At 36.8% G+C, this 24,418-nt stretch carries 22 protein-coding genes and 2 riboswitches; of the genes, 6 read left to right on the top strand and 16 right to left on the bottom strand.

All coding sequences use genetic code 11. The features are described 5' to 3' along the window. Positions 1-4: 4 nt before the first annotated feature. From WJN01_RS06120 to WJN01_RS06065, 12 genes are all read right to left on the bottom strand, one after another. A complete protein-coding gene (locus tag WJN01_RS06120) occupies positions 5-1,021 on the bottom strand; it encodes a homocysteine S-methyltransferase family protein (RefSeq protein ID WP_445196245.1) in 1,017 nt (338 codons plus the stop codon). A 94-nt stretch (positions 1,022-1,115) separates the two neighbouring features. Beyond that, positions 1,116-1,259, bottom strand: a riboswitch (SAM riboswitch). A gap of 105 nt (positions 1,260-1,364) precedes the next feature. Then, positions 1,365-2,255 (bottom strand): cysteine synthase CysM, encoded by an 891-nt coding sequence (gene cysM / locus WJN01_RS06115; protein WP_445196244.1) that lies wholly within the window; start codon positions 2,253-2,255, stop codon positions 1,365-1,367. After that, positions 2,239-2,982 (bottom strand): serine O-acetyltransferase EpsC, encoded by a 744-nt coding sequence (epsC, locus tag WJN01_RS06110; protein WP_445196243.1) that lies wholly within the window; start codon positions 2,980-2,982, stop codon positions 2,239-2,241. The genes cysM and epsC overlap by 17 nt, the downstream gene beginning before the upstream one ends. A gap of 131 nt (positions 2,983-3,113) precedes the next feature. Further along, positions 3,114-4,166 (bottom strand): NAD(P)/FAD-dependent oxidoreductase, encoded by a 1,053-nt coding sequence (locus tag WJN01_RS06105; protein WP_445196242.1) that lies wholly within the window; start codon positions 4,164-4,166, stop codon positions 3,114-3,116. Then, the gene (locus WJN01_RS06100; RefSeq protein WP_445196241.1) at positions 4,159-4,752 is read right to left on the bottom strand and encodes a precorrin-2 dehydrogenase/sirohydrochlorin ferrochelatase family protein; all 594 of its coding nucleotides are present in this window, start codon (positions 4,750-4,752) and stop codon (positions 4,159-4,161) included. The genes WJN01_RS06105 and WJN01_RS06100 overlap by 8 nt, the downstream gene beginning before the upstream one ends. Positions 4,753-4,755: 3 nt before the next feature. Continuing rightward, positions 4,756-5,517 carry a uroporphyrinogen-III C-methyltransferase gene (cobA, locus tag WJN01_RS06095; RefSeq protein ID WP_445196240.1) on the bottom strand — a complete coding sequence of 254 codons (762 nt, stop codon included), beginning with the start codon at positions 5,515-5,517 and terminating at the stop codon, positions 4,756-4,758. A 10-nt stretch (positions 5,518-5,527) separates the two neighbouring features. Next, positions 5,528-7,630 (bottom strand): ferredoxin-like domain-containing protein, encoded by a 2,103-nt coding sequence (locus WJN01_RS06090; protein ID WP_445196239.1) that lies wholly within the window; start codon positions 7,628-7,630, stop codon positions 5,528-5,530. A gap of 9 nt (positions 7,631-7,639) precedes the next feature. Beyond that, complete coding sequence (locus WJN01_RS06085) at positions 7,640-8,887, bottom strand: sulfate adenylyltransferase subunit 1 (protein WP_370478656.1); 1,248 nt, start codon at positions 8,885-8,887, stop codon at positions 7,640-7,642. A 70-nt stretch (positions 8,888-8,957) separates the two neighbouring features. After that, positions 8,958-9,863, bottom strand: a complete 906-nt coding sequence (gene cysD / locus WJN01_RS06080) for a sulfate adenylyltransferase subunit CysD (protein ID WP_370478658.1) — start codon at positions 9,861-9,863, stop codon at positions 8,958-8,960. A gap of 10 nt (positions 9,864-9,873) precedes the next feature. Beyond that, positions 9,874-10,494 carry a phosphoadenosine phosphosulfate reductase domain-containing protein gene (locus WJN01_RS06075; RefSeq protein ID WP_445196238.1) on the bottom strand — a complete coding sequence of 207 codons (621 nt, stop codon included), beginning with the start codon at positions 10,492-10,494 and terminating at the stop codon, positions 9,874-9,876. 12 nt (positions 10,495-10,506) lie between these two features. Continuing rightward, positions 10,507-10,764: a DUF2061 domain-containing protein gene (locus tag WJN01_RS06070; protein ID WP_370478661.1), complete on the bottom strand. Its 258-nt coding sequence runs from the start codon at positions 10,762-10,764 to the stop codon at positions 10,507-10,509. A gap of 164 nt (positions 10,765-10,928) precedes the next feature. Further along, positions 10,929-11,345, bottom strand: a complete 417-nt coding sequence (locus WJN01_RS06065; protein WP_370478662.1) for an RrF2 family transcriptional regulator — start codon at positions 11,343-11,345, stop codon at positions 10,929-10,931. 327 nt (positions 11,346-11,672) lie between these two features. Between WJN01_RS06065 and WJN01_RS06060 the strand changes: the two genes are divergently transcribed. From WJN01_RS06060 to WJN01_RS06050, 3 genes are all read left to right on the top strand, one after another. Then, positions 11,673-11,879, top strand: coding sequence for a hypothetical protein (locus tag WJN01_RS06060; RefSeq protein ID WP_445196237.1), 207 nt, complete (start codon positions 11,673-11,675; stop codon positions 11,877-11,879). Beyond that, positions 11,879-12,646, top strand: coding sequence for an HNH endonuclease (locus tag WJN01_RS06055; protein ID WP_445196236.1), 768 nt, complete (start codon positions 11,879-11,881; stop codon positions 12,644-12,646). Before WJN01_RS06060 ends, WJN01_RS06055 begins: the two co-directional genes overlap by 1 nt. Before the next feature lie 88 nt (positions 12,647-12,734). Further along, positions 12,735-13,586, top strand: a complete 852-nt coding sequence (locus WJN01_RS06050; protein WP_445196304.1) for an HpaII family restriction endonuclease — start codon at positions 12,735-12,737, stop codon at positions 13,584-13,586. A 30-nt stretch (positions 13,587-13,616) separates the two neighbouring features. On the opposite strand, the gene WJN01_RS06045 is transcribed toward WJN01_RS06050, so the two are convergent. From WJN01_RS06045 to WJN01_RS06030, 4 genes are all read right to left on the bottom strand, one after another. Continuing rightward, positions 13,617-14,417, bottom strand: a complete 801-nt coding sequence (locus WJN01_RS06045) for a PhzF family phenazine biosynthesis protein (protein ID WP_445196235.1) — start codon at positions 14,415-14,417, stop codon at positions 13,617-13,619. 12 nt (positions 14,418-14,429) lie between these two features. Then, positions 14,430-15,602 (bottom strand): trans-sulfuration enzyme family protein, encoded by a 1,173-nt coding sequence (locus tag WJN01_RS06040; RefSeq protein ID WP_445196234.1) that lies wholly within the window; start codon positions 15,600-15,602, stop codon positions 14,430-14,432. 38 nt (positions 15,603-15,640) lie between these two features. Then, complete coding sequence (thrA, locus tag WJN01_RS06035) at positions 15,641-19,039, bottom strand: bifunctional aspartate kinase/homoserine dehydrogenase I (RefSeq protein WP_445196233.1); 3,399 nt, start codon at positions 19,037-19,039, stop codon at positions 15,641-15,643. Positions 19,040-19,167: 128 nt separating this feature from the next. Beyond that, a riboswitch (SAM riboswitch) is annotated at positions 19,168-19,292 on the bottom strand. Positions 19,293-19,390: 98 nt separating this feature from the next. After that, complete coding sequence (locus tag WJN01_RS06030) at positions 19,391-20,941, bottom strand: hypothetical protein (RefSeq protein WP_445196232.1); 1,551 nt, start codon at positions 20,939-20,941, stop codon at positions 19,391-19,393. 148 nt (positions 20,942-21,089) lie between these two features. On the opposite strand from WJN01_RS06030, the gene WJN01_RS06025 reads away from it, so the two are divergent. The 3 genes from WJN01_RS06025 (at position 21,090) to ppgK (ending at position 24,417) form a co-directional block, all read left to right on the top strand. Then, the gene (locus WJN01_RS06025) at positions 21,090-22,265 is read left to right on the top strand and encodes a 2-isopropylmalate synthase (RefSeq protein ID WP_445196231.1); all 1,176 of its coding nucleotides are present in this window, start codon (positions 21,090-21,092) and stop codon (positions 22,263-22,265) included. 99 nt (positions 22,266-22,364) lie between these two features. Continuing rightward, entirely contained in the window at positions 22,365-23,483 is a 1,119-nt protein-coding gene (leuB, locus tag WJN01_RS06020) for a 3-isopropylmalate dehydrogenase (protein ID WP_445196230.1), read from the top strand. Positions 23,484-23,667: 184 nt separating this feature from the next. Further along, a complete protein-coding gene (gene ppgK / locus WJN01_RS06015; protein WP_445196229.1) occupies positions 23,668-24,417 on the top strand; it encodes a polyphosphate--glucose phosphotransferase in 750 nt (249 codons plus the stop codon). Position 24,418: the final 1 nt, after the last annotated feature.

Below are 24,418 nucleotides of genomic sequence, written 5' to 3'. Positions count from 1 at the left end.
AACTTTACTCATGTGATGCTGTAACTAGTTCAGCATGACGACGTGGTTTATATTTTGCTGCAATATTTGCAATGACTTTTATATGCTCTGGTGTTGTACCACAGCAACCGCCAATAATGTTTATTAAATTCTTTTTTAGATATTCTTCTATTTGCTCGCCCATTTCTTCAGGAGATTCATCATACTCGCCAAAAGCATTAGGCAAACCGGCATTTGGATGCGCAGAAATGGCGAAATCGGTTTTGTTGGCAATAGCCTCCAAATGTGGTTGCAATAAATTGGCCCCCAAAGCACAGTTAAACCCTACCGACAACAATGGAATGTGTGATACAGAAATTAAAAATGCTTCTGCCGTTTGCCCTGATAAAGTTCTGCCCGAAGCATCGGTAATGGTGCCACTTAACATGATGGGGATATCTATGCTTCGCTCTTCTTTTACCTCTTCAATAGCGAACAAAGCCGCTTTGGCGTTAAGGGTGTCAAATACCGTTTCGACCAATAAAATATCCACACCACCGTCAACCAACGCCTCAACTTGTTGTTTGTACGCCAAACGCAATTCGTCAAAAGTCACGGCTCTATAGCCAGGGTCGTTTACATCGGGCGACATACTTGCCGTACGGTTTGTTGGCCCTATTGAACCTGCCACAAAACGTGGTTTGTTAGGTTCTTTTTTGGTAAATTCATCCGCAACTTCTCTAGCCAATTTTGCCGATTGAAAATTAAGTTCATAAACTAAATCTTCCATTTGATAATCAGCCATAGCTATGGTTGTTCCTGAAAACGTGTTGGTCTCCACAATATCGGAACCAGCTTCAAAATACTTGGCATGAACCGCTTTTATGGCTTCCGGTTGCGTGATGGACAGCAAATCGTTATTGCCCTGCAATGGCGTTGGGTAATCCTTAAAACGCTCGCCTCTAAAATCCTCTTCGGTGAATTTATAACGCTGAAGCATGGTTCCCATAGCGCCATCCAGCACCAAAATCCGGTCTTTTAAAGCTTCTTTAATATTTGCCATTTTTATTTCTTTTAAAATCTTGCAGCATAAATCTGCGGTGCAGCTCTAAAAATCTGCATGTTACATATTATCAAGAAAAGTTGGGAAACACTTTCCGTTATCTTTCCTAAACTTTTAGCATTTTCACTAAAAGAACCTGAAACAAGTTCAGGTCTAGGTAGAATTTAGCACCTTCTTTAAAGCTAAAGGGTTGCCAAGGTTTCAACGGGTCTATTCCCTCTGCCTTTCTTGATAACATTTGGTACATTAATGAACATATTTACGCTTTCGCGGAAATAAAGCACAAAAGTAGTGACTATATTTTTGTTTTCCTATTTAATTTGAAAACTCTCCAGTTTGGAATTTATTCAAACAATGTTGATGATAAATACCTGTCGCCACGGTCGCAAATAATGGCCACAATTACACCTTCGTCAATTTGGTTTGCTATTTGTAAGGCGCAATATACAGAGCCACCGCTACTCATACCTGCAAAAACACCTTCTTCTTTGGCCAACCTAATTGTTGTGGCTTTAGCATCAGCCTCAGTTACTTCTATAACTTGGTCTACTTTTTTTCTATCAAAAAACTTAGGAACATATTCTTCAGGCCACTTTCTAATACCCGGAATTCTAGAATCATCATCAGGCTGTGCCCCAACAATAGTTACTTCTTTATTTTGTTCTTTCAAATAGGTTGAAACGCCCATTATGGTTCCTGTGGTTCCCATGGCTGACACAAAATGCGTTATTTTGCCGTTGGTAGCCTTCCAAATTTCCGGACCTGTGGTTTTATAGTGGGCTTTCCAGTTATCATCATTTTCAAACTGGTTTAACAATGTATAGCCTTTTTCATCACGAAGCTTAAATGCTAAATCACGCGAACCTTCAATACCAACATTTGCAGGTGTTAAAATAACTTCAGCGCCATAAGCCCTCATGGTCTTTACCCGTTCTTCGGTGGAATTCTCGGGCATAATCAATACCATATTCAAGCCTAAAAGTTTAGAAATAAATGCCAATGCAATACCTGTATTTCCGCTTGTTGCTTCAACCAAGGTGCCGCCTTTTTTGATGTCACCTCGTTTTAAGGCTTCATAAATCATATTAAAAGCGGGGCGATCTTTTACGCTCCCACCGGGATTGTTGCCTTCTAATTTTAGAAACAACCTCACCCCTTTTTTATTTATGAGATGCGTTGCTTCTACTAACGGCGTATTGCCTATTTGTCCGAGGATGCTATTTTCGAATTCCATTCTTTTTCGGTCTGATTTTTATTTCGGTTTGATAGGTTACTAATGAATTTTCAGGAACAGATTGTGTTATCCAAACGTTGGCGCCAATAACGCTGTTTGCACCAATAGAAATATCGCCTCCCAAAATAGTTGCATTTGCGTATATGCATACATTATCCTCAATAGTTGGATGACGCTTGGTTGATGCCAAACTTTTTGCCACGGAAATACCTCCCAAGGTGACCCCTTGATAAATTTTTACGTTTTTGCCAATTATTGAGGTTTCACCAATAACAATACCCGTACCGTGGTCAATGTAAAACGAGTCGCCAATGGTTGCGCCTGGGTGAATATCAATACCTGTAATTCCGTGGATGTATTCACTCATCATCCTTGGTAAAATATAAACGCCCAATTGATGAAGCGCATGGCTCAACCTATAAATTGAAATGGCATAAAACCCAGGATAAGCCAAATAAATTTCCTCCAAACTATGCGAAGCTGGGTCATTTTTTTCAAAAGCTATGGCATCTAAATCCAATTTCTTCCTGATGTTGGGCAAATCGGCCTTAAATTGTTGCCAAATGCTTTCGCTGTTTTCAATATTAAGTTTTGAAAGTATCTGGTAAAAAGTATTTTCTAAATATTCTTCTTGTTCTAATTCCTGTTGGCAATCAAACAAGGAATAAAACAACCTTTTCGTGAACGTCTTAACGGTATCTTTTAAACAAACATTATAACTTTTCATTACGTTAAATGGCTAAAATTTTGATTTCATAAAAGTAAAATTTATCCGTTTAAATCCTACTTATTTAAACATTAAATCCTGTAAGGTTTCCAAAGAAACCCTACAGGATCGATTATATATAAAAGCTTAGTTTAGTTAATAGCCTGTACAACCGCTTTAGGAGCTTCTTTTCTTGATCCATCAAAACCATCAATACCACTAACTGTTGTGTATTTTAATACATATTTTTTGCCTGGGTTGATGATTCTGTAAGCCGCTTGGCACATTAAAGTTGCCTCGTGGAATCCGCAAAGAATCAGTTTTAACTTTTCAGGGTATGTATTTACATCGCCAATGGCAAAAATACCAGGTATATTGGTTTGATAGTTTAATGAGTTATCCACTTTAATAGCATTTTTCTCAATTTCCAATCCCCAATTGGCAATAGGGCCTAATTTTGGTGACAACCCAAATAACGGAATAAAGTGGTCGGTTTCAATTCGAGAAGCTTCGCCATCCCTAACATAGGTCACAGCTTCCAATTTACCTTCACCATGTAGTTCGGTTACCTCAGCAGGTGTAATTAAATTGATTTTACCTTCTTGGGTCAAGTCCCTAACTTTTTCAACAGAGTCTAAAGCTCCTCTAAATTCATTTCTTCGGTGTATTAAAGTAACTTCGGAAGCGACATCGGCCAAAAAGATACTCCAATCCAATGCAGAGTCACCACCTCCAGAAATAACGACACGCTTGTTTCTGTAAAATTCTGGATCTTTAATAATGTATTCCACACCATTATCTTCAAAATCTTCAATTCCGTCAATTCCAGGTTTTCTAGGTTCAAACGAGCCTAATCCACCCGCAATGGCAACCACTGGTGCATGATGCTTTGTGCCTTTATTGGTTGTAACGATAAAAGAACCATCGTCTTGTTTTTCAATAGTTTCGGCACGCTCACCCAATGTAAATCCGGGCTCAAACTGCTTGCCTTGTTCCAACAAGTTTCTTGTTAAATCGCCTGCCAATATTTCTGGAAACCCGGGTATATCGTAAATTGGTTTTTTAGGATAAATCTCAGAACATTGCCCTCCAGGTTGTGGCAGTGCATCAATTAAATGACACTTAAGCTTTAGCAAACCTGCCTCGAAAACTGCAAATAATCCTGTTGGTCCTGCTCCTATTATTAGTATATCTGTTTTAATCATTTTTAAGATTCTTTTTCTCAATTAATCCTTTGGTGAATTCGTTCAGCGTTTCCACTTTCTCCTCGAAATCTCCTTTTATTGTTTTTCTATATTCATTTAAATTTTTTACTAAATCGTCCACATTTTCAGGGATGACATCCTCAAAAAACTGGCGTAAACGTTTAGCCGTTGTTGGTGATTTTCCATTGGTTGAAATAGCCACTTTTACGTTGCCTTTGGTTACGATACCGCCCATATAAAAATCACAATATGGCGGATTATCGGCTACATTAACCAAAATGCTCTTTTTTCGGCAATGCTTGTGAACCTTGATATTCACCTTAGGAATATCGGTCGTTGCAACAACAATATGCTTTCCTTTTAAGTACTTTTTTTTGTACTTCTTTTTTATCAGCTTGACATTGCCTTGTTTAGCCAACGAAACTGTCCCTTCCCGAAACATAGGAGCTACCATGGTTACGTGCGCATCTGGACTTGACTTTAAAAGGAATGTCAATTTTTCCTCCGCCACATTACCACCACCAACTATAAGAACGTTTAAGCTTTTAGCTTTTAGAAAAATGGGATATAAATTATTGCGTTCCATAATTTATTCCTTGGTCACTTCAGCACAAATGGAACTTAATACAGCTCTCTCCTTCACCACATCGCCAATAACAATAATTGCTGGTGAAGACAACTGCTTTTCAACAACAATCCCCTGAATTGTATTGATAGTACCTATACCAACATTTTCATCGTCTCTCGTTCCGTTTTGAATGATGGCAATAGGTGTATCTTGTTTGTTTTCTTCGGAAAAAATCCTAACAATATCATCCAATTTGTGCATGCCCATTAAAATGACAATCGTTGCGGTTGATTTTGCCGCCAAAGCAATATCATTGGACAGTTGATGTGCTTTGGTAGTTGCTGTAACCACCCAAAAACTTTCTGAAATGCCTCGCTTTGTCAACGGAATACCCTGATATGCTGGCACTGCCACCGATGATGATATACCAGGAACCACAAAGGTTTCCAGACCAAATGGCCTTACATAATCAATTTCCTCGGCACCACGCCCAAAAATAAACGGGTCACCACCTTTTAAACGAACTACATGCCCTTTTTCCTTGGCCTTGGAAACAATCAATTCATTAATTTGCTCTTGCTGAAATGCATAGCACCCCTTGCGCTTCCCCACAAAAATAAACTCAGCATCTTCTGAAGCATATTTTAAAAGAGATTCGTTAATAAGTGCATCATACAGGATAACATCAGCCGATTCAATAGCCTTAATTGCCTTAAGGGTAATCAAATCTTCATCACCTGGACCAGCGCCTACAACGGTTAATTTTGGGGTTTTAATACTCATACCTTATTAATTAAACAGCTTGCCTTTTTATAGTTTGGGCTTCTCTGTACGCCTTAACTTCTTCTAAAAACTGGTTTGCCGCTTTTATATATTTTGTTGCAAAATCTTCCGTAGGTGCAAATTTATTAATTTGATATATCAATTCAGAAAAAGAACTACCTAAATCAATCTTACCGGACTTCACAAACAACTCATCAAACTGGCTAATAATTCCCGAATGCGTGTTTGTTGATTTGTTTTCGGCCAACAATAGCGCTTTCGCGGAATTTACTAAAGAGCTGTACGCATGGTAAATAGCACTTGAATATACTTTATTTTCTAGTGATTCTTTAGCATTTTCAATTTTTTCTTCACTTTCAAAAAATAGTGTCGCAATCAAATCTATAACTACACCAGCACATTCGCCAATACCAATTTCCTTTACATATTCTTCTTTAGCACCCCAATCGATAAAATCATCTTGGGTTAAATTGGTAACATCTTGAAGGTCATTCAACAAATCGTAGAAATAGCGTTCTCCCGTTACCTTGTAATACTCAATAAATGATTTCCCGGTCGCATTTGCTTCAAAATCATTTAAAATTCTACGTAAAGCTTCTGGACCACGTTTACTCGGTACTTTCACTACTTTATCGGCAAACTGGCCGTTACCGTCCTTTAAATTACCGCCACCTAATAACACTTGCAGAGCAGGAGCAACCAATTTGTCTGGCGTCCGAACTGACATACCTTGAAAACCAATATTGGCCATGTTATGTTGTCCGCAAGCATTCATACATCCGCTAATTTTGATTACAACATCGTCATTCTTTAAATATTGTGGGTATTCAGCTTTAATAACGCGTTCCAACTCATCTGCAATACCTGTACTGCTAGCGATACCCAAGTTACAGGTATCTGTACCTGGACAGGCTGTAATATCAACGGCTTTGTTATAACCTGCTTCTACGAAACCTAATTTTTCCAATTCGGTGTAGAAAAATGGCACCAATTCTTCCTTAACAAAAGGAATGACAATATTTTGGCGCAACGACAAACGTATCTCTCCGGCGGCATATTTCTCAACCAAATCAGCCAATAACCTTGCTTTATCTGTATAAAAGTCTCCTAAAAGCACTTTTATACCTATGGCTACATAACCTTCCTGTTTTTGGGGAATCAAATTGGTTGACTTCCAAGTTTCAAAGGCTTTGTCGTCGTTAATTTTAACTGAAGGAATGCTTTTAAGGTTTATTGGTTTAGAGGCCTCATATGAATCTGCATCAATAGCTACAGACTTAAACTCAACAGCATGCTGTTCAGCGGCGACTAACTCTTTAAAAGCCTCTAAACCAATATCCTTAATCAAGAATTTCATACGTGCTTTGGCGCGACTTTTACGTTCTCCATGACGATCGAAAATCCTTAAAACACCTTCCATGATTGGAATAATCTTATTCGTCTCTACAAAATCATAAAGTACATCGGCATGTCGTGGTTGGGAACCCAGACCACCACCAATCATCACTTTGAAACCGCGAACACCATCTTTAATTTTGGCAATAAAACCAAGGTCGTGCATATATGACAACCCAGTATCTTCATCCGATGATGAAAAAGACACCTTAAACTTTCTTCCCATTTCTTGACAAATGGGATTTCTTAAGAAAAACTTATAAAGTGCATCAGCGTATGGCGATACATCAAAGGCTTCATTAACATCAATTCCTGCTGTTTCACTTGCCGTTACGTTTCTAACCGTGTTACCACAAGCTTCTCGCAAGGTTACATCATCACGCTCCAATTCTGCCCACAATTCTGGGGTTCTGTTTAAATCCACATAGTGGATTTGGATATCTTGACGTGTTGTGATGTGCAAACGTCCACGGGAATATTCATCCGAAACATCAGAAATTCTTCGTAATTGATTGCTCTTTACTTTTCCGTACGGCAATTTTATACGAATCATTTGTACGCCTTCTTGACGCTGACCGTAAACCCCACGTGCTAAACGTAGACTCCTGAATTTTTCTTCATCTATATTGCCGTTGTTGAAGAGCTCAATTTTTTTAGCTAATTCAATGATGTCCCTTTCAACAACTGGATTTTCTATTTCTGTTCTAAAACTCTGCATTTTCTTTTTTTATTGAATGAATCCTGCACCAACGGTATTGTTGGATTGTGGATCGATTATGATAAACGACCCATTAGTTCTATGATTTTTAAATTGATCATAGAAAATAGGTTTGTTTAATTTAAAGGTTACCGAAGCAATATCGTTAACCCCTAAACTGGTGACGCCTTTTTCAAACCCAGAATAATCTGGATGAATTTTGTGATTGATTCTGTCAACCTTTGCCAACACCTTATTAATTCCATGCTGAACAATGTATTTGCCACCGGTTGTTAATTCATCTGAATCCATCCAACACACGTTGGCTGTAAACTGCTTATCGATGGTGGGCAAATCATTTTCCTTAACAATCATATCACCACGGCTTACGTTGATATCATTTTCTAGAGTAATGGTAACTGAAGAACGTCTTGATGCCGTTTCGTACTTTTCATCATAGAAATAAATCTCCTTTATCTTAGATCTGGTTTTAGATGGCAACACAATAATATCGTCACCAACACTTAAATTTCCACCATATACTTTTCCTGCATAGCCTCTAAAATCATGAAACTCTTCAGTTTTTGGGCGAATAACATATTGTACTGGAAAACGAGGTGTACCTACATTAAAAATGTCCGCCTTATCCAATTTCTCCAAATGCTCCAACAAAGCCTCGCCTTTGTACCAAGGCATTTTATTAGAAAGGTGAACAACATTATCTCCTTTTAAGGCACTTACAGGAATAAAGGTGATTTTTTGGTCTTGGTAATCGCGTTTGCTCATCAACTCCTCAAAATCGGCTTTAATTTTATTGTAAACTTCTTCCGAATAATCCACCAAATCCATTTTGTTGATGGCTACTACAACATCTTTAATCCTCAATAAATTATTGATAAAGAAATGACGGTTGGTTTGCTCAATTACGCCTTTACGTGCATCAATCAAAATGATAGATGCTTGCGACGTTGAAGCTCCTGTCACCATGTTTCTTGTATACTCCACATGGCCTGGAGTATCTGCTATAATATAGCTTTTCTTTCCGGTTGAAAAATAAATATGGGCCACATCAATAGTGATTCCTTGTTCTCTTTCGGCTACTAAACCATCAGTTGCCAATGAGAAATCCAAATAATCGTAACCACGTTGTTTACTGGTTTTTTCAATAGCCTCTAATTTATCTGTAGTCAATGATTTTGTATCGTAAAGAATACGCCCAATCAACGTACTTTTTCCATCATCTACACTTCCCGCTGTTGCAATTTTTAATACTTCCATTTATTTTTTTGCTTAATGCTTTAAGCTTCTCGCTCAAGCAATCTAACTTTATCTTATAATTGACTTTTGACTAAAAGTACCCTTGTTGTTTACGTTTTTCCATGGCTGCCTCAGAGCGTTTATCGTCAATTCGGGCACCGCGTTCTGAAATTGTTGAATCTCTGATTTCCTCTACAACTTTTGAAATTGTTGAAGCTTCAGATAATACAGCTGCTGTACAACTCATATCACCAACGGTTCTAAAACGCACCATTTCCTCAATAACTTCTTCATGATCGTCTCTGTACACGACCTCATCATCTACAGACCAAATCAAACCATCTCTCAAGAATACCTTACGCTTATGCGCGAAATAAATAGATGGTATTTCAATGTTTTCTTTTTCTATATAAGACCAAACATCCAACTCCGTCCAGTTTGAAATTGGGAACACACGTACATTTTGTCCGTGTTCTATTTGACCGTTCAACATATCGAACAATTCTGGGCGTTGGTTTTTTTCATCCCATTGGCCAAAATCATCTCGTACTGAAAAGATTCGTTCCTTGGCCCTTGCTTTTTCTTCATCACGACGTGCGCCTCCAATACATGCATCAAATTTGAATTCTTCAATGGCATCCAAAAGTGTCGTAGTTTGCAATTGGTTTCTACTAGCGTATCTACCTGATTCTTCTTTTACTTTTCCTTGGTCTATGGAATCTTGAACGTTACGAACAATTAACTCCAATCCTAATTCTTCAACCAATCGATCCCTGAACTCTATGGTTTCAGGAAAGTTATGTCCCGTATCAATGTGCATTAAAGGAAACGGCACCTTTGCAGGGTAAAATGCCTTTACGGCCAATCTTACCAAGGTGATGGAATCTTTTCCTCCTGAAAACAGCAACACCGGTTTTTCAAACTGTGCCGCCACTTCTCTCATAATATAAATCGCTTCGTTTTCTAGCGAGTTGATATGTGATGTATCTTTCTTCATAATCTTATTTTTAAGCGTGCAAACCACACTCTCTATTCTCTAATGCTTTAGTTGGATCAAAATATTTAAATTCGTTTGGTAAATTATTTTCTTCTAAATAGCTATCTAGTTTTTCATCGGACCAATAATAAAACGGACTCACTTTTAGAACATCATCTTTGCTTAAACTGAAAATACCAATGCTATCTCTAAAAGCAGTTTGGCCTTGGCGTAAATTGGTGAACCACACTTTAGGCTTGTGTTCTTCCATAGCTCTTTTGAACGGCTCAAGTTTTACTTGCTCCGTGAAAAGCGCATGCTCTGGAGCATCAATGCTCGGAATGCCCATAACCACGTCACGATGTGCAGCCGTTTGTTTTGGAACATATAAAAAGATATTCAAATCTAAATCTTTGATTACCTGCTCTGCATGTCTGTATGTTTGTGGTGTGTTATAACCGGTATCGCACCAAACCACAGGAATTTTAGATTCAACTGAACTTACGGCATGTAAAATTGCCGCCTCGTAAGGCCTGAAATTGGTGGTTACAACAGCCTCATCATTAAGCTCAAATGCTTTTTTTATAATATCAGCGGGTGCAGCATCTTTAAATGCTTCGTTTAATTCTTTTATTTGATTTTCTGTAAACATCTTAATCTCTATTTATTTTCCCCATTTTATGGTATTCCAAACACGTTCATGGAAAAAATACAATACCATTTTTGTTATTAATTCTATACCTCCAATTGAAAACGCCAAATCCAATTTCCCAGTAATAACCCAAGAAATCAATATGGTATCTAAAGTTCCAATGGTTCTCCAGCTTAAAGATTTCACTACACTTCTAATTGGTTTTTCGCTAGTGCGGTCTTCTTTGTAGGAAGCCTTTTCTTTATCTTTTAATAACATTTGTCCAATCATTTGTCTTAGAATTATATTATTCCTACCAATTTAATAGGAATTACAAAAGTAATACTTTTTTTTAGATGACAAATAGTATTTACCACTTTTTAGAATAATGGAATAATTTTAAGATAAACGGAAGAAAATCAGCAATAATTGCCAATTATTTTGTGAAATCTTTATCAGTTTTCTTTTGATAAATCTTCTAAAGTTGTGTTTCTGAATACATTTAGTGTGCTATCGCGTACTTCAATCATTAACTTGTGCACACTGCATGCGTTCTCATCTGGGCAGTCATCGCACTTTTCGTAATAATTTAAACTCACGCAAGGCACCATGGCAATTGGGCCCTCAAGAACACGCATGACTTCGGTCATTAAAATTGCGGACGGTTCTTTTCGTAGATAGTAGCCCCCATGCTTTCCTTTCTTAGAGCCTAGAATACCCGCTTTTCGCAAGGTTAATAGGATGCTTTCCAAAAACTTTTGGGGTATTCTTTCGTTTTGGGCAATTTCACCAACCTGCACCGGGTCTTCCCCTTCTTGCCTCGCAATAAAGGTTAGCGCTTTTAGGCCGTATTTAGTTTTTTTAGATAGCATGGTGCTAATATAGGTAATTTAGTTTTTTTGATAACGAAGTAATTTTAGATAGTTTAACACTTCATAAGTTGTTCAAAAAATTAGCAAAACAAAATTCAAATAATAAAAAAAATGAGTTAAGACTTATTATCTTGCAAATACAAATTTTGATTAAAAATTAAAAATGTTAAACGAGAAAACAGTATTAGAAAATATTGACGGAATTCGTTTGCCTCTTCAAAATTTGTGCGTTACCCAAAAGGGTCGGGCTTTGCGTTACAATCTTTTTGCTCGTTCCTCACAAAAAGGATTTCCTCTTCAATCCCTAACGCAAAAACTCGCAGCATAATGAATGATAAGTTAAAAAATATGACTAGAGAAGATTTTATGGATTTCTTTCGTGATGATGAAAAGTTAAGCACACTTTCAACTGATGATAGGATTGAAATATTTCTACAAATACTTCCAGGTGGTTCAGATATTACAGAAGACCTTTTAAACGAGTTAATCTGTGACTATCAAGTAACTAATTTAGAAGTAAGTCAAGTTAAATAATGGCAAAGTCAAATAATTGGACAAGAGAACAAACTATTGTAGCATTTAATGTTTACTGTAAAATTCCATTTAAAAACAGTAGTAAAACACATCCAACGATAATAAAATATGCCAACATCATAGGTCGCTCACCTTCCGCTTTAAATATGAAGGTTGGTAATTTTGGAAGATTAGACCCTGAATTACAAAAAAGAGGAATTACAGGTCTTGCAAATGGCAGCAAATTAGAAGAAGTTATTTGGGATGAATTTCACGGTAATTGGGATGATTTGGCTTATGAAAGCGAAAAATTAATTTCTGAATTTCAAAACAAAACCATACTTGAAACCAATGAAATTGACCTAACAGATTTTCCAGAGGGAAAAGATGTTGAGCGTCTTGTTAAAACAAGAGTAAACCAAAACTTTTTTCGTTCTTCAGTTTTATCTTCTTATTATCAAAAATGTTGTATAACAGGTATCAATATTTCAGATTTTTTAGTTGCAAGTCATATAATTCCTTGGCGAACAAACAAAGAAGAAAGAATGAACCCAAGAAATGGTTTGTGTTTAAATTCTATTCACGACCAAGCATTTGATAAAGGATTTTTAACCATAACTTCTGATTATGAGGTTAAAATTTCTGATGCAATCTTTGAACATAAAGAAAATGAATCAATTGCAGATTTTTTTCTGAAATATAATAAACAAAAAATCTCACTTCCCGATAAATTCTTGCCTTCGCAAGAGTTCCTTAAATATCATTCTGACAATATCTTTCGCGGATAAGTTGCGTGAGGGATAGTAGTGGAAAGCCCACAGCGAGTTACGAGCGAGGACTTGTAGCGTATAGCCCGACCCTTGTGGTCACGCCCAAATATTTAAAGAAAAGGCTCTTTACCTTTTAAATGCAATTAAACAAAGTACAGAAAGAACTTTTTCGGTTCCTGTAATCGAAGAGTTTATGCAGTCTATTAACTGTATCTCTTTAAAAGCAAATTCTTCCGCAAAAACAGATATTACCATTGTTGTTCACGACCAAAGAACAAATCAACAACCAACTTTAGGATTTAGTATAAAATCGCAACTTGGAAGTCCTTCTACGCTATTAAATGCAGGTAAAACGACCAATTTCATTTACGAAATTAACTTTACGCATTTAACAAGAGACGAGATTGACCAAATAAATTCCATTGACACAAGGAGTAAGATAATGGACAGAATTACTCAAATTCAAAGTAAAGGTGGAATATTTGAGTTTGTGAAAACAGAGAGGCAAATATTTTCAAATAACCTTGTGCTTATTGATAGTTTGCTTCCTCAAATTTTGTCGGAAATAGTTTTTGATTTCTATACAACAGAATTTTCACATTTAACTGATTTAGTCAACCTGACAGCAAAGAAAAACCCATTAGAATTTGACATTGAGAATGAACATAAATTTTACGAATATAAAATCAAGCGTTTTTTAACAGATGTTGCACTTGGAATGATGCCCTCGCAAGTTTGGACTGGAAAATACGATGCTACAGGCGGATATTTAATTGTTAAAGAAAATGGAGATGTTTTGTGCTATCACATATACAACCGAAATGAATTTGAGGACTATCTGTTAAATAACACAAAACTTGATACTGCAAGTTCTTCCCGACACGGATTTGGAGAAATTTATGAGAAAAACGGACAGTTACTTTTCAAATTAAATTTACAAATCCGATTCATAAAATAGTTAACCCAACAATCTCTCAAAATCCGCAACTTATATTTTCAGTTTGGCTTCAAAAACAGTAATTGCTTTTCCTTTAATTTCAACTTGATTGCCCAAATTGGAAACACTGACCTGCCCCTGCCTTTTTGAAACTTGTAGTGAAAACATATCCTTTTTACCTAATTTTTTAGACCACAATGGGGTTAAGGCACAATAGGCTGAGCCCGTAACAGGGTCTTCGTTTATCCCCAATGAAGGCGCAAAACACCGAACTACAAAATCAACGTTTTCAAGTTTGCTTTTAGAAGTTATCATTAAATGCCCCAATCCATTGGTTTTCATCAACTCAAAATTTGGATTGGCGTTTTCAATATCACTTTTATCTTCAGAAATGGCAACAATCCAATTATAGTCACTTGCATAAACTTCAATGGGCTCAAAACCCACAATATTCTTAAAATTATCAGGCATGGCTATTTTGTTTAATGAATACCTTGGGAACACCATAGCCATTAAATCGCTATTCTTTGTAATCGTTAAATCGCCACCTTTAGCTTTAAAGTTTATGGACTCATCTTCACTCTTTATACCCAATTGATACATGACATGTGCAGAAGCCAAGGTAGCATGACCACAAAGCGGCATTTCGGTTGTTGGTGTAAAATACCGAATGTTAAAACCTTTATTGCTCGGCGTAACAAATGCTGTTTCAGACAAATTCATTTCGGTTGCCACATGTTGCATCAATTCGTCCGAAAACGAATCATCAACAATCATAACCCCTGCTGGATTTCCTTTAAATGCTTCATCTGTAAAAGCATCAACCTGATATATGGTTTTATTATCAACCACTTTTTAATGTTTTTAGTTTAAAGCTTGCTTTAAATCAGAAATAATATCATCTACATGCTCCAGCCCTACCGAAATGCGCACCATACCATCTGTAATTCCCACTGCTGCTTTTACCTCATCTTCAACCTTAGCATGTGTTGTACTGGCGGGATGGGTTACAATAGTTCTGGTATCGCCTAAGTTAGCAGACAATGAGCACATTTTTATGCTATCAAAAAAAGACCTTCCACCTTCAATTCCACCTTCAACCTCAAAAGCCACAATATTTCCACCAAGGCGCATCTGCTTCTTGGCAACTTCATATTTAGGATGCGACTTTAAAAATGGGTATTTAACCCATAACACTTTTGGATGGGCTTCTAAAAAGGTTGCAATCTTTAGTGCATTTTCACAGTGTTTTTCAACCCTAACGGCCAGAGTTTCCAGAGATTTTGATAATACCCAAGCGTTAAAAGGACTCATGGCTGGACCCGTAAGTCTTGAAAACAAATAAATCTCTCGAACCAATTCCTTGTTACCAACTGTTATTCCACCAAGCACACGGCCTTGCCCGTCCATTAATTTTGTTGCTGAATGAATCACTAAATCGGCGCCATGCTTAATAGGGTTTTGTAAATACGGCGTAGCAAAGCAATTATCTATCACCAACAACAAACCATGTTTTTTACAGATGGCGCTTAAATATTCCAAATCCAAAACATCCACCCCAGGATTTGTTGGGGTTTCGGCATAAATAAACTTGGTATTGGGTTGAATTAAATCCTCAACGGTTTCAACTTCATTTACATTAAAATAGGAGCACTCAATATTCCATTTTGGAAAATACTTGGTGAACAAACCATGTGTGGCCCCAAAAACAGAACTGCATGAAACTACATGATCGCCAGCGTCCAACAAGGTGGCAAAAGTTGAAAACACAGCGGCCATACCACTAGAAAAGGCGAAACCTGCTTCAGCTCCTTCCATAGCGCATACTTTGTCTACAAATTCGTTGACATTAGGATTGCTATAACGGCTGTACAAATCGCGTTGTTTTTCTTCAGCAAATGACGCCCGCATTTCTTCAGCATCATCAAAAACAAACCCCGATGTTAAATATAAGGGTACGGAATGTTCTGAAAACTGTGTCGTTTCCGACTGCGTTCGTATGGCTTCTGTTTCGAAATGTTTTTTCTCTTCTTTCATTTTATCTTCTTTAGGTTTCGACTGCGCTCAACCTGACTTTAATTTATATGTTTAGACAACCTTAAAATATCACCAAAAACTCCTCTTGCGGTTACCTCGGCTCCAGCTCCAGCGCCTTGAATGACAATGGGTTGCTCACCATAACTTTCTGTGAATATTTCAAAAATGGCGTCGCTTCCTTTTACATGGCCAAGGGTACTATCTTCTGGAATAGACACCAATTTCACTTCCAAATTTCCTTTGTCTTGTGATAAATCGCCCGACAAATCGCCGACATATCTTAAAACATGACCTGGTTTTTGGTTGTTCTTTATGTTTTGATACTGTTCATCCAACACATTCAGCTGGCTTAAAAAAGACTCCACCGAAATATCCCGATAAGCTTCAGGAATTAAATTTAACACCTTAACATCCTCAAATTCATTTTGCAAATCTAACTCTCTCGCAAGAATTAAAAGCTTTCTGGCCACATCATTTCCTGAGAAATCTTCTCGCGGATCGGGCTCTGTAAAACCTTTATCAATGGTTTCCTGAATAATTTCACTGAACGGTTTATTTCTAACGGAAAAATTATTGAACAAATAGCTTAAAGTCCCTGAGAAAACCCCTCGAATTCTGGTGATGTTTTCACCCGATTCGTGCAACAACTTAATGGTATCAATCAACGGTAAACCTGCACCAACTGTAGTTTCATACAAATATTGCTTATTATGCTCCTTCAAATGCACCCTCAAATCTTGGTAAAAATCATGTGAAATGGTATTGGCAATTTTGTTGGACGACACCAAATCAAAACCAGCTTCAACCAACGGCACATAATTTTGATAGAATGTTGAACTTGCCGTATTGTCCACCGCTATTAAGTTTTCCAAATGATGGTTTTTGGCAAAGGTTATGATGTCATTTACAGAAAGATTGTTATTGACCTCGGCAATATCCTTTTTCCAGTTCTTGGTGATTCCATTTTTGTTTAAAAGCACCTGTTTTGAATTGGCAATGGCAAAAATATTTAAATTGATACCTCTACGCTTTTCTATATCATCTTTCGATTTTAAAACCTGATTTATTAAAGCTCCGCCTACACCACCATGACCAAAAATGGCAATGTTTATCTTTTTGGAAATACCAAATACTTCCCCGTGAATAACATTAACGGCTTTGTGCAGCTGCGCTTTTTTAACCACCAAACTCACGTTTTTACCTGTTACCGTATTATTGAAAAGCAACGGTGTTATTTGGTTTTTTATAAGCGCATTGAATGGCTTGTGGAACGAGCTCAGTTCAATACCAACAATAGAAATGACCGCAACATCATCAACCACGTCAATTTTATTGACATCTTGAGAATAAAAATCACGTTCGAATTCACGTTCCAAAGCAATAACAGCCTGTGTTGCCTGATCGGCATTGATAATCAGTCCTATGCCTCGTTCCGAAGAGCCTTGCGACACAATACTCACGCTGATGCCGTGGTTACTCAAGGCACCAAAAATCCTGGCATCAACACCAATTTTACCAAGTAATCCGCGACCTTCCAAATTCAATAATGCTACATTATTTAAAACAGATAACGAGGTTACTTCCTTTGTACTAGGCTTTGCAGTAATCAAAGTACCTTCATCATTAGGATTAAAGGTGTTTAAAATGCGAAGGTTGATGTTTTTTTCAACCAAAGGTATTATGGTTTTGGCATGCAATACCGAAGTACCAAAGTTTGCCAATTCGTTGGCCTCGCTGTAAGACAGTTCTCTTATTTGTTGTGCATCGGCAACCAAATCTGGGTCGGCTGTGTAAATACCATTAACGTGCGTATAATTCTGCAATTCTTCGGCATCCAAAAAATTAGCGATTAAAGCTGCCGTATAATTGCTGCCATTTCTACCTAAAGTAGTGGTTTCATTTTTAAGATTGGACGCAATAAAACCAGTTATAATATTTACAAAATCTTTATTGGCCTTAAAATACGCTTGGGTATTTTCCTTTGACAGTTTAGATAAAGGTTGGGCGTTACCAAAAGCTTCATCTGTTTTTATCAAGGCTCTGGTATCGGTTGCTTTGGCCTTGATACCACGGTCCTTCAGCATGTGGGTTATGAGCTTTACAGCCAACAATTCGCCTTGTGCCAAAATGTTATCCTTGGTTTTTTTACTGTAATCGCGCAATAAGCTTACCCCTTCAAAAAGCTTTTCCAAAATTGAAAATTCCTCGGTAAAATCTACCGTTTTTGAAGGCTCATTTTGGTATGCTTTGAACGCTTCAAAATCATCTTGATAAGGCTCTCCTTTAATTGCCTTGTTCAGAATAGACTCTAAATCATCCGTTGCCGAGCCTCTTGCCGAAATAACCACACTAATGCGTTCTCCTGCATTTACTTTATCTTCTATAATTGAAAGCACAGTCTCCAAACCTTCTCCGTTTGCCAAAGACTTGCCTCCAAATTTTAATACTTTCATTCTTTTTCTTTTTGAATCTGGCACAAAAATGCCCTCAATAATTTTTTCCAGTTGTTCATACTCCATTAAAAAAGCGTCGTGACCGTGTACTGAGTGTATTTCGTTATAGGTAACATTGGGGTTGGTTAGCGCCAATTGTTTATGGGTTTCGCGGTTCTCTTCTGCGGTGAAAAACAAATCGGAATCCACTCCAATGATATGAATATTGCCCTTAATGTTATCCAATACATTAAAATCGTTTGTTCTGCCTTTGGTAACATCAATGGTTTTTAACAATTGATTCATTAATTTATACGCCGAAAGCTGAAAACGCTCTTGCAACTTTTTGCCATGGTGAAGCAACCAACTCTCCACATTAAAAATCTCTAAATCATCATTTTTTGAACGCTGAAAACGTTCCTTGAAAGACTCAGGCGTCCTGTAGCACAACATGGCGTGCATTCTGGCATCGTGCACTGGATTTTTGGAATTCAACAGAAACTGTTCCTGAATCTGACAATTGGCAATAAGCCAGTCGGTTGATTTCCAATCGGTAGCCACCGTAATTAAATGCTCGGTAAAATCAGGTTTATTTACCGCCATTTCCCAAGCTATGCCACCACCCAAAGATCCGCCGATAGCTGCAAAAATTCTTTCAATATTCAATATTTGAAGCCCTTGTAAAAACAAATTAGCCACATCCCTTGCAACAAAATCCTTGTAATTTTTAATAACAAAACCATCATAACCATTTCCGGGCACATTAAATGCCAAAATGGTGTACAACTTGGTATCGATTACTTTGCCATCGCCAATTAAATCTTTCCACCAGCCATCTTCACCAGCAACATTGCTATTTCCTGTAAGCGCATGGTTAACCAAAACCACTGGAGCACTCCCTAAAACTTGACCAAAAACTTGATAGCTTAAATTAATTTCAGGTATAGCTGCACCACTTTCGGTGGTGTAATTTTTAATGGTTATATGTTGAAGCTCGTTGTTCAAAATATGTTTATCGTTTTAAATATTTAATGCACAAAATTAACCCATATAAGCATAACCTTATAATTCTTGGGCAACTTAATAGAAGGATGTTAAAAAGAAATTTAAAAATTACATGGTGTAATTTCGGTTTGTTATCTATCCAAAAAATATTCTAAACACAGGTTAGAATTGGGTAGAATTTAGCACCTTCTTTAAAGATAAAGGGTTGCTAAGGCTTCAAAGGGTCTAATCCCTCCACCTTTCTTGATAACATTTTCAATAAGTCTTTGAACTTTGTGAATGCAAATATTCGTTCAGAAAAATTTAATATCCAAATTTTTTGGTGAAAATTTTGCCTCTAAGGAAATACCATTACTTCTCATGGCGCCTTTCATGAAACTTGTTTCTGATGACCAAACCAATGGGTCTATTTTGAATTTTGGATTCCAGCCATGAAATAATATCCAAATATAAAAATGCTCTACTTTGATAAGGATCATTTTCAAATTCCTTTAATTTTTTATGAAGTTTTATAAATTCATTTTTAACCTCATGCGGATAAATATCTCCCAAACCACGTAAAAACTTTATGAACTCTTTCTGCACTTCGTACAAATCTTCCATTTTAATTAAAAACTTGTATGTGCTTCTAATTAAGACATCTAAGTTGTAATCCAACCCTGCTTCATAATGCGCCACGAGATTTAAAATACGAGAAAAACACAGCAAATCTTCGCGCATTTGTAGAGATTTGTTGCTTATAATTTTATCTAAAAACTGAATGCACTTTTTGTTTTCGCCAGCGCCAAAATACATGCTGGCAATTTTGTAATAAAACACCATGATATGGTGCTCATCAATTCGGTTTTTGTAGTTCTTCAAACGGTCTAAAACCTCATCAATTAATGGCAACCCTTCTTCAAAACTTCCCTCTATAAAATGTAAATTGAACTTATTGTTGTAAACAAACAGAAAAGCTAAACTTTCGTTATTATCATCTAACGGGAACCATTTTTTCTTTGTTATTTCTTCTAATCGGTTAAGCGAAAACTTAAATTTTTCGTGCTGCCTTAAATAAAACAAAGCCTCCAACAAATAATGGTTGCCCCTTAAAAAAAATACAGGATTTAAAACAATCATATCTTTATTTTCATAAAAAAGATCAACCCATTTTGAGGCATATTTGTAACAAGACAAAAAATCTACGGTTAAAAAGCTATACCACAAATATGATTTGTAAAGCCAAAGTTTTTCCCTAAATCCAAGCTTATTGATATCGTACTTTGGAAGTCGGTCATTAAAATATTTGGTTATTATTTTATGTTCATCGTCATTTTTAACATAACCCGTTTTTAAAAATAACCCGTACAACTGAAGAGATAAATTTGAAAGTTTACTGGCCAAAACATTTTGCTGGCTCAGCTCTTTAGCCTGAATGGAAAGTTCGTCCGCCCGGTTACTTAAACTTCTAGTAATATACTGAGATTCAATAACTTTCTCAAGCTCCACAATTTCATATGCCACGTTTTTCTCTTCATTTGAAATAGCTAAGTTTTTTGCCTTATCCAAAATCTTCAAACTTTGTTTATACAACCCTTTATGGTAAAGAATAGTTGCAAAATCCAATTGCTCCCGAATCTGGATTCTAACATTTTGATGTGATGGGTTTAAGCGCAAACTGATTAAAATCTGTTTGTACAAGTGTGCTTTCAGATTAGAGAGTTGCTGCTTCTTAACAATTCCCTTTTTAAGGATTACGCCCTCGTCATAAACTGAAAGTTTATCAAGAATATTAAAAAGTGTCAAGAATTTTGAGTCTTCGTTCACCCCCAATCTTCCGACATAAAGTTTAAATTGTCGTTTTTCAGATTTTGACAACGATTTCACTAAAACAAACAGGTTATCTTTTTGTTCTTTTGTCATAGTTATATAACAGGTTGTAATATATTTATTATCAATACTTTAAGCAGATTATTAGTGCGTTTAACATCGTAAAAAATAGATATGGAATTCCATTTTTAAAAAACCAAAATATACATTCGTATCACAAAAAGAAAATTTATTTAAATAAATGTCTGATAATAAAGTCCAAATTTTTGACACTACTCTCAGAGATGGTGAGCAAGTTCCTGGCTGTAAGTTAAATACTGAACAAAAATTGGTCATCGCAGAACAGCTTGACCTGTTGGGTGTTGACATCATTGAAGCTGGTTTTCCAGTATCTAGCCCTGGTGATTTCAAATCTGTTGAAGCCATTTCAAAAATAGTAAAAAATGCTACGGTTTGTGGTTTAACACGATCTGTAGAAAACGATATAAAAGTTGCGGCCGAAGCTTTAAAATATGCTAAGATACCAAGGATTCATACAGGTATTGGCACTTCAGATTCGCACATACAGCACAAATTCAAATCCAATAGGGAAGCTATTATTGAACGTGCTGTTAACGCCGTTACCTACGCGAAATCGTTTGTAGAAGATGTTGAGTTTTATGCGGAAGATGCCGGTAGAACCGACAACGAATATTTAGCACGTGTTTGTGAAGCCGTAATTAAGGCAGGAGCAACGGTTTTAAACATTCCTGATACAACTGGTTATTGCTTACCAAGTGAATATGGAGCCAAAATAAAATACCTAAAGGAAAATGTAAAGGGTATTGAAAAAGCTATTCTATCCTGCCATTGCCATAACGATTTAGGCTTGGCAACTGCAAATTCCATTGCAGGTGTTATAAACGGGGCACGCCAAATTGAGTGTACCATTAATGGAATTGGCGAACGTGCCGGTAATACTGCTTTGGAAGAAGTGGTTATGATTTTAAGACAACATCCTTACTTGAATTTAGATACCAACATCAAATCTGAAATGCTTTATGGCATTAGTCATTTGGTATCGGACAGCATGGGTATTTACACCCAACCTAACAAAGCCATTGTTGGAGCCAATGCGTTTGCCCACAGTTCAGGAATACACCAAGACGGTGTGATAAAGAATCGTGAAACTTACGAAATTATTGACCCAAAGGACGTTGGTGTTACAGAATCAGCGATTGTTTTAACGGCTAGAAGTGGTAGAGCAGCTTTGGCTTATAGAGCAAAAAATATTGGTTATGAGTTAACAAAACTTCAGTTGGACGAAATCTATGCTAACTTTTTAGATTTTGCCGACAATAAAAAGGAAGTTGATGATAACGATATCCATTACATTATAGAAAACAGTAAAGTTTATAAAGAGATTACCTCTGCTTAATAAAATATGAAACATCCATAACTGAAAATTTGACAACACAAAAGCAGGATAGAATGGATGTTACATGTGACAATTAAAAGAGCAAAAAAAAACGAACACATGAAATTAAATATTGCCGTTTTACCTGGTGATGGCATTGGTCCAGAAGTTATAGCACAAGCCGTAAAGGTCTTGAAAGCTATTGCTATGGAATTCAATCATGTATTTACGTTTCAAAAAGCTTTGGTTGGCGCTAGTGCCATTGATAAAACGGGTACGGCGTTACCAAAAGAAACTATTGATATCTGCAAAAAAGCAGACGCTGTTTTGTTCGGAGCCATTGGAAAAACATCTTTTGACTTAGACCCTAATGCCAAAATACGTCCAGAACAGGGCCTTTTGGGTATTCGAAAGGAATTGGGTCTTTACACAAATATTAGACCCATAATAGCTTACGATGATCTATTGGGCAAATCTTCGTTAAAAGTAAAACAGATTAAAGACACCAATATTCTCATTTACCGCGAACTTACAGGCGGTATTTATTTTGGAGACAGAAGCTTAAGTGAAGATGGCAATACAGCGTCAGATGTTTGCACCTATCACCGTTTTGAAATAGAACGCATTGCTCATCAAGCATTTAAAGCGGCGCAATCTAGAAGAAAAAAACTAACCTTGGTTGATAAAGCAAACGTCTTGGAAAGTTCTAGACTTTGGAGACGTATTGTACAAGAAATTGCTCCGCAATACCCAGATGTAAAGGTAAACTACATTTATATTGACAATGCTGCCATGGAGCTCATCATCAGACCAAGACAATTTGATGTGATTTTAACCGAAAATATGTTTGGAGACATCCTCTCTGAAGAAGCCAGCGTTATTGTTGGTTCCATTGGTTTGTTGGCATCGGCTTCAATCGGAGATAATCATGCTATGTTTGAGCCTATTCATGGTGCTTATACCAAAGCAGCCAATAAGGGCATTGCCAACCCGATAGCCTCTATTCTTTCAGCTGCCATGTTGTTGGATCATTTTGGGTTGGACGAAGAAGCTTCTTTGGTAAGGGAAGGTGTAGACAAATCACTGAAACTTCATATTACGACACCAGATTTAAACAACAAATACGACAACATAAGCACCACTAAAGTGGGCGATTTTATTGAAGATTTTATCAATAATCCAGACGAGACCAATCTAAACTTTACTAACATACATTTAGGGCAATCCACAATTATTTAATTATTTGAGTTAGTCGCCAACAAATTAAACTTAACATTTTGGAGTCCTTAAAAGCGCATTTAACCATTGCGCTTTTTTAATGGAAAAAATTTAGTTGACTTCCAAAAAGCCCAAATACGTCTTTTACTCATTTAATTTAGTCAAACTTTGTATCTTTCATCCTCCAAAACTAAAAAAGCACATTATGGAAATTCTTGGGATAGATATTGGTGGTTCAGGAATGAAAGGAGCCATTATAAACTCCGAAACCGGGGATTTGATAACAGAACGCTTTCGGATTCCAACACCTTCTTCCCGAAAACCCAAGGCTATGGCCAAAACGTTTAAAGAAATTGTTGCACATTTTAACTATAAAGGTGCTGTGGGTTGCGGATTTCCATCCATCATAAAAAAAGGTATTTGTAAAGCCCCAGGAAACCTACACGAAAGTTGGGTAGGCGTAAATGCCGAAACCTTGTTTTCTGAAGCTTGTGGTTTACCCGTTACCGTTATCAATGACGCCGATGCCGCTGGTTATGCAGTAATGAATTATGGCATTGGAAAAGACAAAACAGGCTTGGTTATTATGGTAACTATAGGCACGGGATTGGGCAGTGGCGTATTCTTCAATGGCGAATTAATTCCGAATTTTGAATTGGGACAAATTCCTTACCGGAAGTATGAAAAAATAGAGCACTATGCCGCTGCATCCATTAAGGAACGAAAAGATTTAAGCTTTAAAAAATGGGGCAAACGGTTTAATATTTTTTTAGAGTTGATTGAAACTATTTTTTGCCCTGACCATATTATTTTAGGTGGTGGCACATCAAAAGATTTTGATGAATTTAAAAAATGGATAAAAATTGACACACCCGTTATTCCAGCTGAACTAGGCAACCATGCCGGTTTAATTGGCGCAGCGGTCGCCACTATGCATCCTCAAGTAAAAAATTAAG

It is taken from the genome of Tamlana sedimenti (assembly GCF_038148895.1).
In the GTDB taxonomy this organism is placed as follows: Bacteria; Bacteroidota; Bacteroidia; order Flavobacteriales; family Flavobacteriaceae; genus Tamlana.
Note: the sequence above shows the minus strand (reverse complement) of the source record. Positions and strands in the feature narration are given on the sequence as shown.

Excerpts from the sequence above, each read along its gene's own strand:
- WJN01_RS06120 (WP_445196245.1), bottom strand. The coding sequence starts at position 1,021 with ATGGCAAATATTAAAGAAGCTTTAAAAGACCGGATTTTGGTGCTGGAT.
- cysM (WP_445196244.1), bottom strand. The coding sequence starts at position 2,255 with ATGGAATTCGAAAATAGCATCCTCGGACAAATAGGCAATACGCCGTTA.
- epsC (WP_445196243.1), bottom strand. The coding sequence starts at position 2,982 with ATGAAAAGTTATAATGTTTGTTTAAAAGATACCGTTAAGACGTTCACG.
- WJN01_RS06105 (WP_445196242.1), bottom strand. The coding sequence starts at position 4,166 with ATGATTAAAACAGATATACTAATAATAGGAGCAGGACCAACAGGATTA.
- WJN01_RS06100 (WP_445196241.1), bottom strand. The coding sequence starts at position 4,752 with ATGGAACGCAATAATTTATATCCCATTTTTCTAAAAGCTAAAAGCTTA.
- cobA (WP_445196240.1), bottom strand. The coding sequence starts at position 5,517 with ATGAGTATTAAAACCCCAAAATTAACCGTTGTAGGCGCTGGTCCAGGT.
- WJN01_RS06090 (WP_445196239.1), bottom strand. The coding sequence starts at position 7,630 with ATGCAGAGTTTTAGAACAGAAATAGAAAATCCAGTTGTTGAAAGGGAC.
- WJN01_RS06085 (WP_370478656.1), bottom strand. The coding sequence starts at position 8,887 with ATGGAAGTATTAAAAATTGCAACAGCGGGAAGTGTAGATGATGGAAAA.
- cysD (WP_370478658.1), bottom strand. The coding sequence starts at position 9,863 with ATGAAGAAAGATACATCACATATCAACTCGCTAGAAAACGAAGCGATT.
- WJN01_RS06075 (WP_445196238.1), bottom strand. The coding sequence starts at position 10,494 with ATGTTTACAGAAAATCAAATAAAAGAATTAAACGAAGCATTTAAAGAT.
- WJN01_RS06070 (WP_370478661.1), bottom strand. The coding sequence starts at position 10,764 with ATGATTGGACAAATGTTATTAAAAGATAAAGAAAAGGCTTCCTACAAA.
- WJN01_RS06065 (WP_370478662.1), bottom strand. The coding sequence starts at position 11,345 with ATGCTATCTAAAAAAACTAAATACGGCCTAAAAGCGCTAACCTTTATT.
- WJN01_RS06060 (WP_445196237.1), top strand. The coding sequence starts at position 11,673 with ATGAATGATAAGTTAAAAAATATGACTAGAGAAGATTTTATGGATTTC.
- WJN01_RS06055 (WP_445196236.1), top strand. The coding sequence starts at position 11,879 with ATGGCAAAGTCAAATAATTGGACAAGAGAACAAACTATTGTAGCATTT.
- WJN01_RS06040 (WP_445196234.1), bottom strand. The coding sequence starts at position 15,602 with ATGAAAGAAGAGAAAAAACATTTCGAAACAGAAGCCATACGAACGCAG.
- WJN01_RS06030 (WP_445196232.1), bottom strand. The coding sequence starts at position 20,941 with ATGACAAAAGAACAAAAAGATAACCTGTTTGTTTTAGTGAAATCGTTG.
- WJN01_RS06025 (WP_445196231.1), top strand. The coding sequence starts at position 21,090 with ATGTCTGATAATAAAGTCCAAATTTTTGACACTACTCTCAGAGATGGT.
- leuB (WP_445196230.1), top strand. The coding sequence starts at position 22,365 with ATGAAATTAAATATTGCCGTTTTACCTGGTGATGGCATTGGTCCAGAA.
- ppgK (WP_445196229.1), top strand. The coding sequence starts at position 23,668 with ATGGAAATTCTTGGGATAGATATTGGTGGTTCAGGAATGAAAGGAGCC.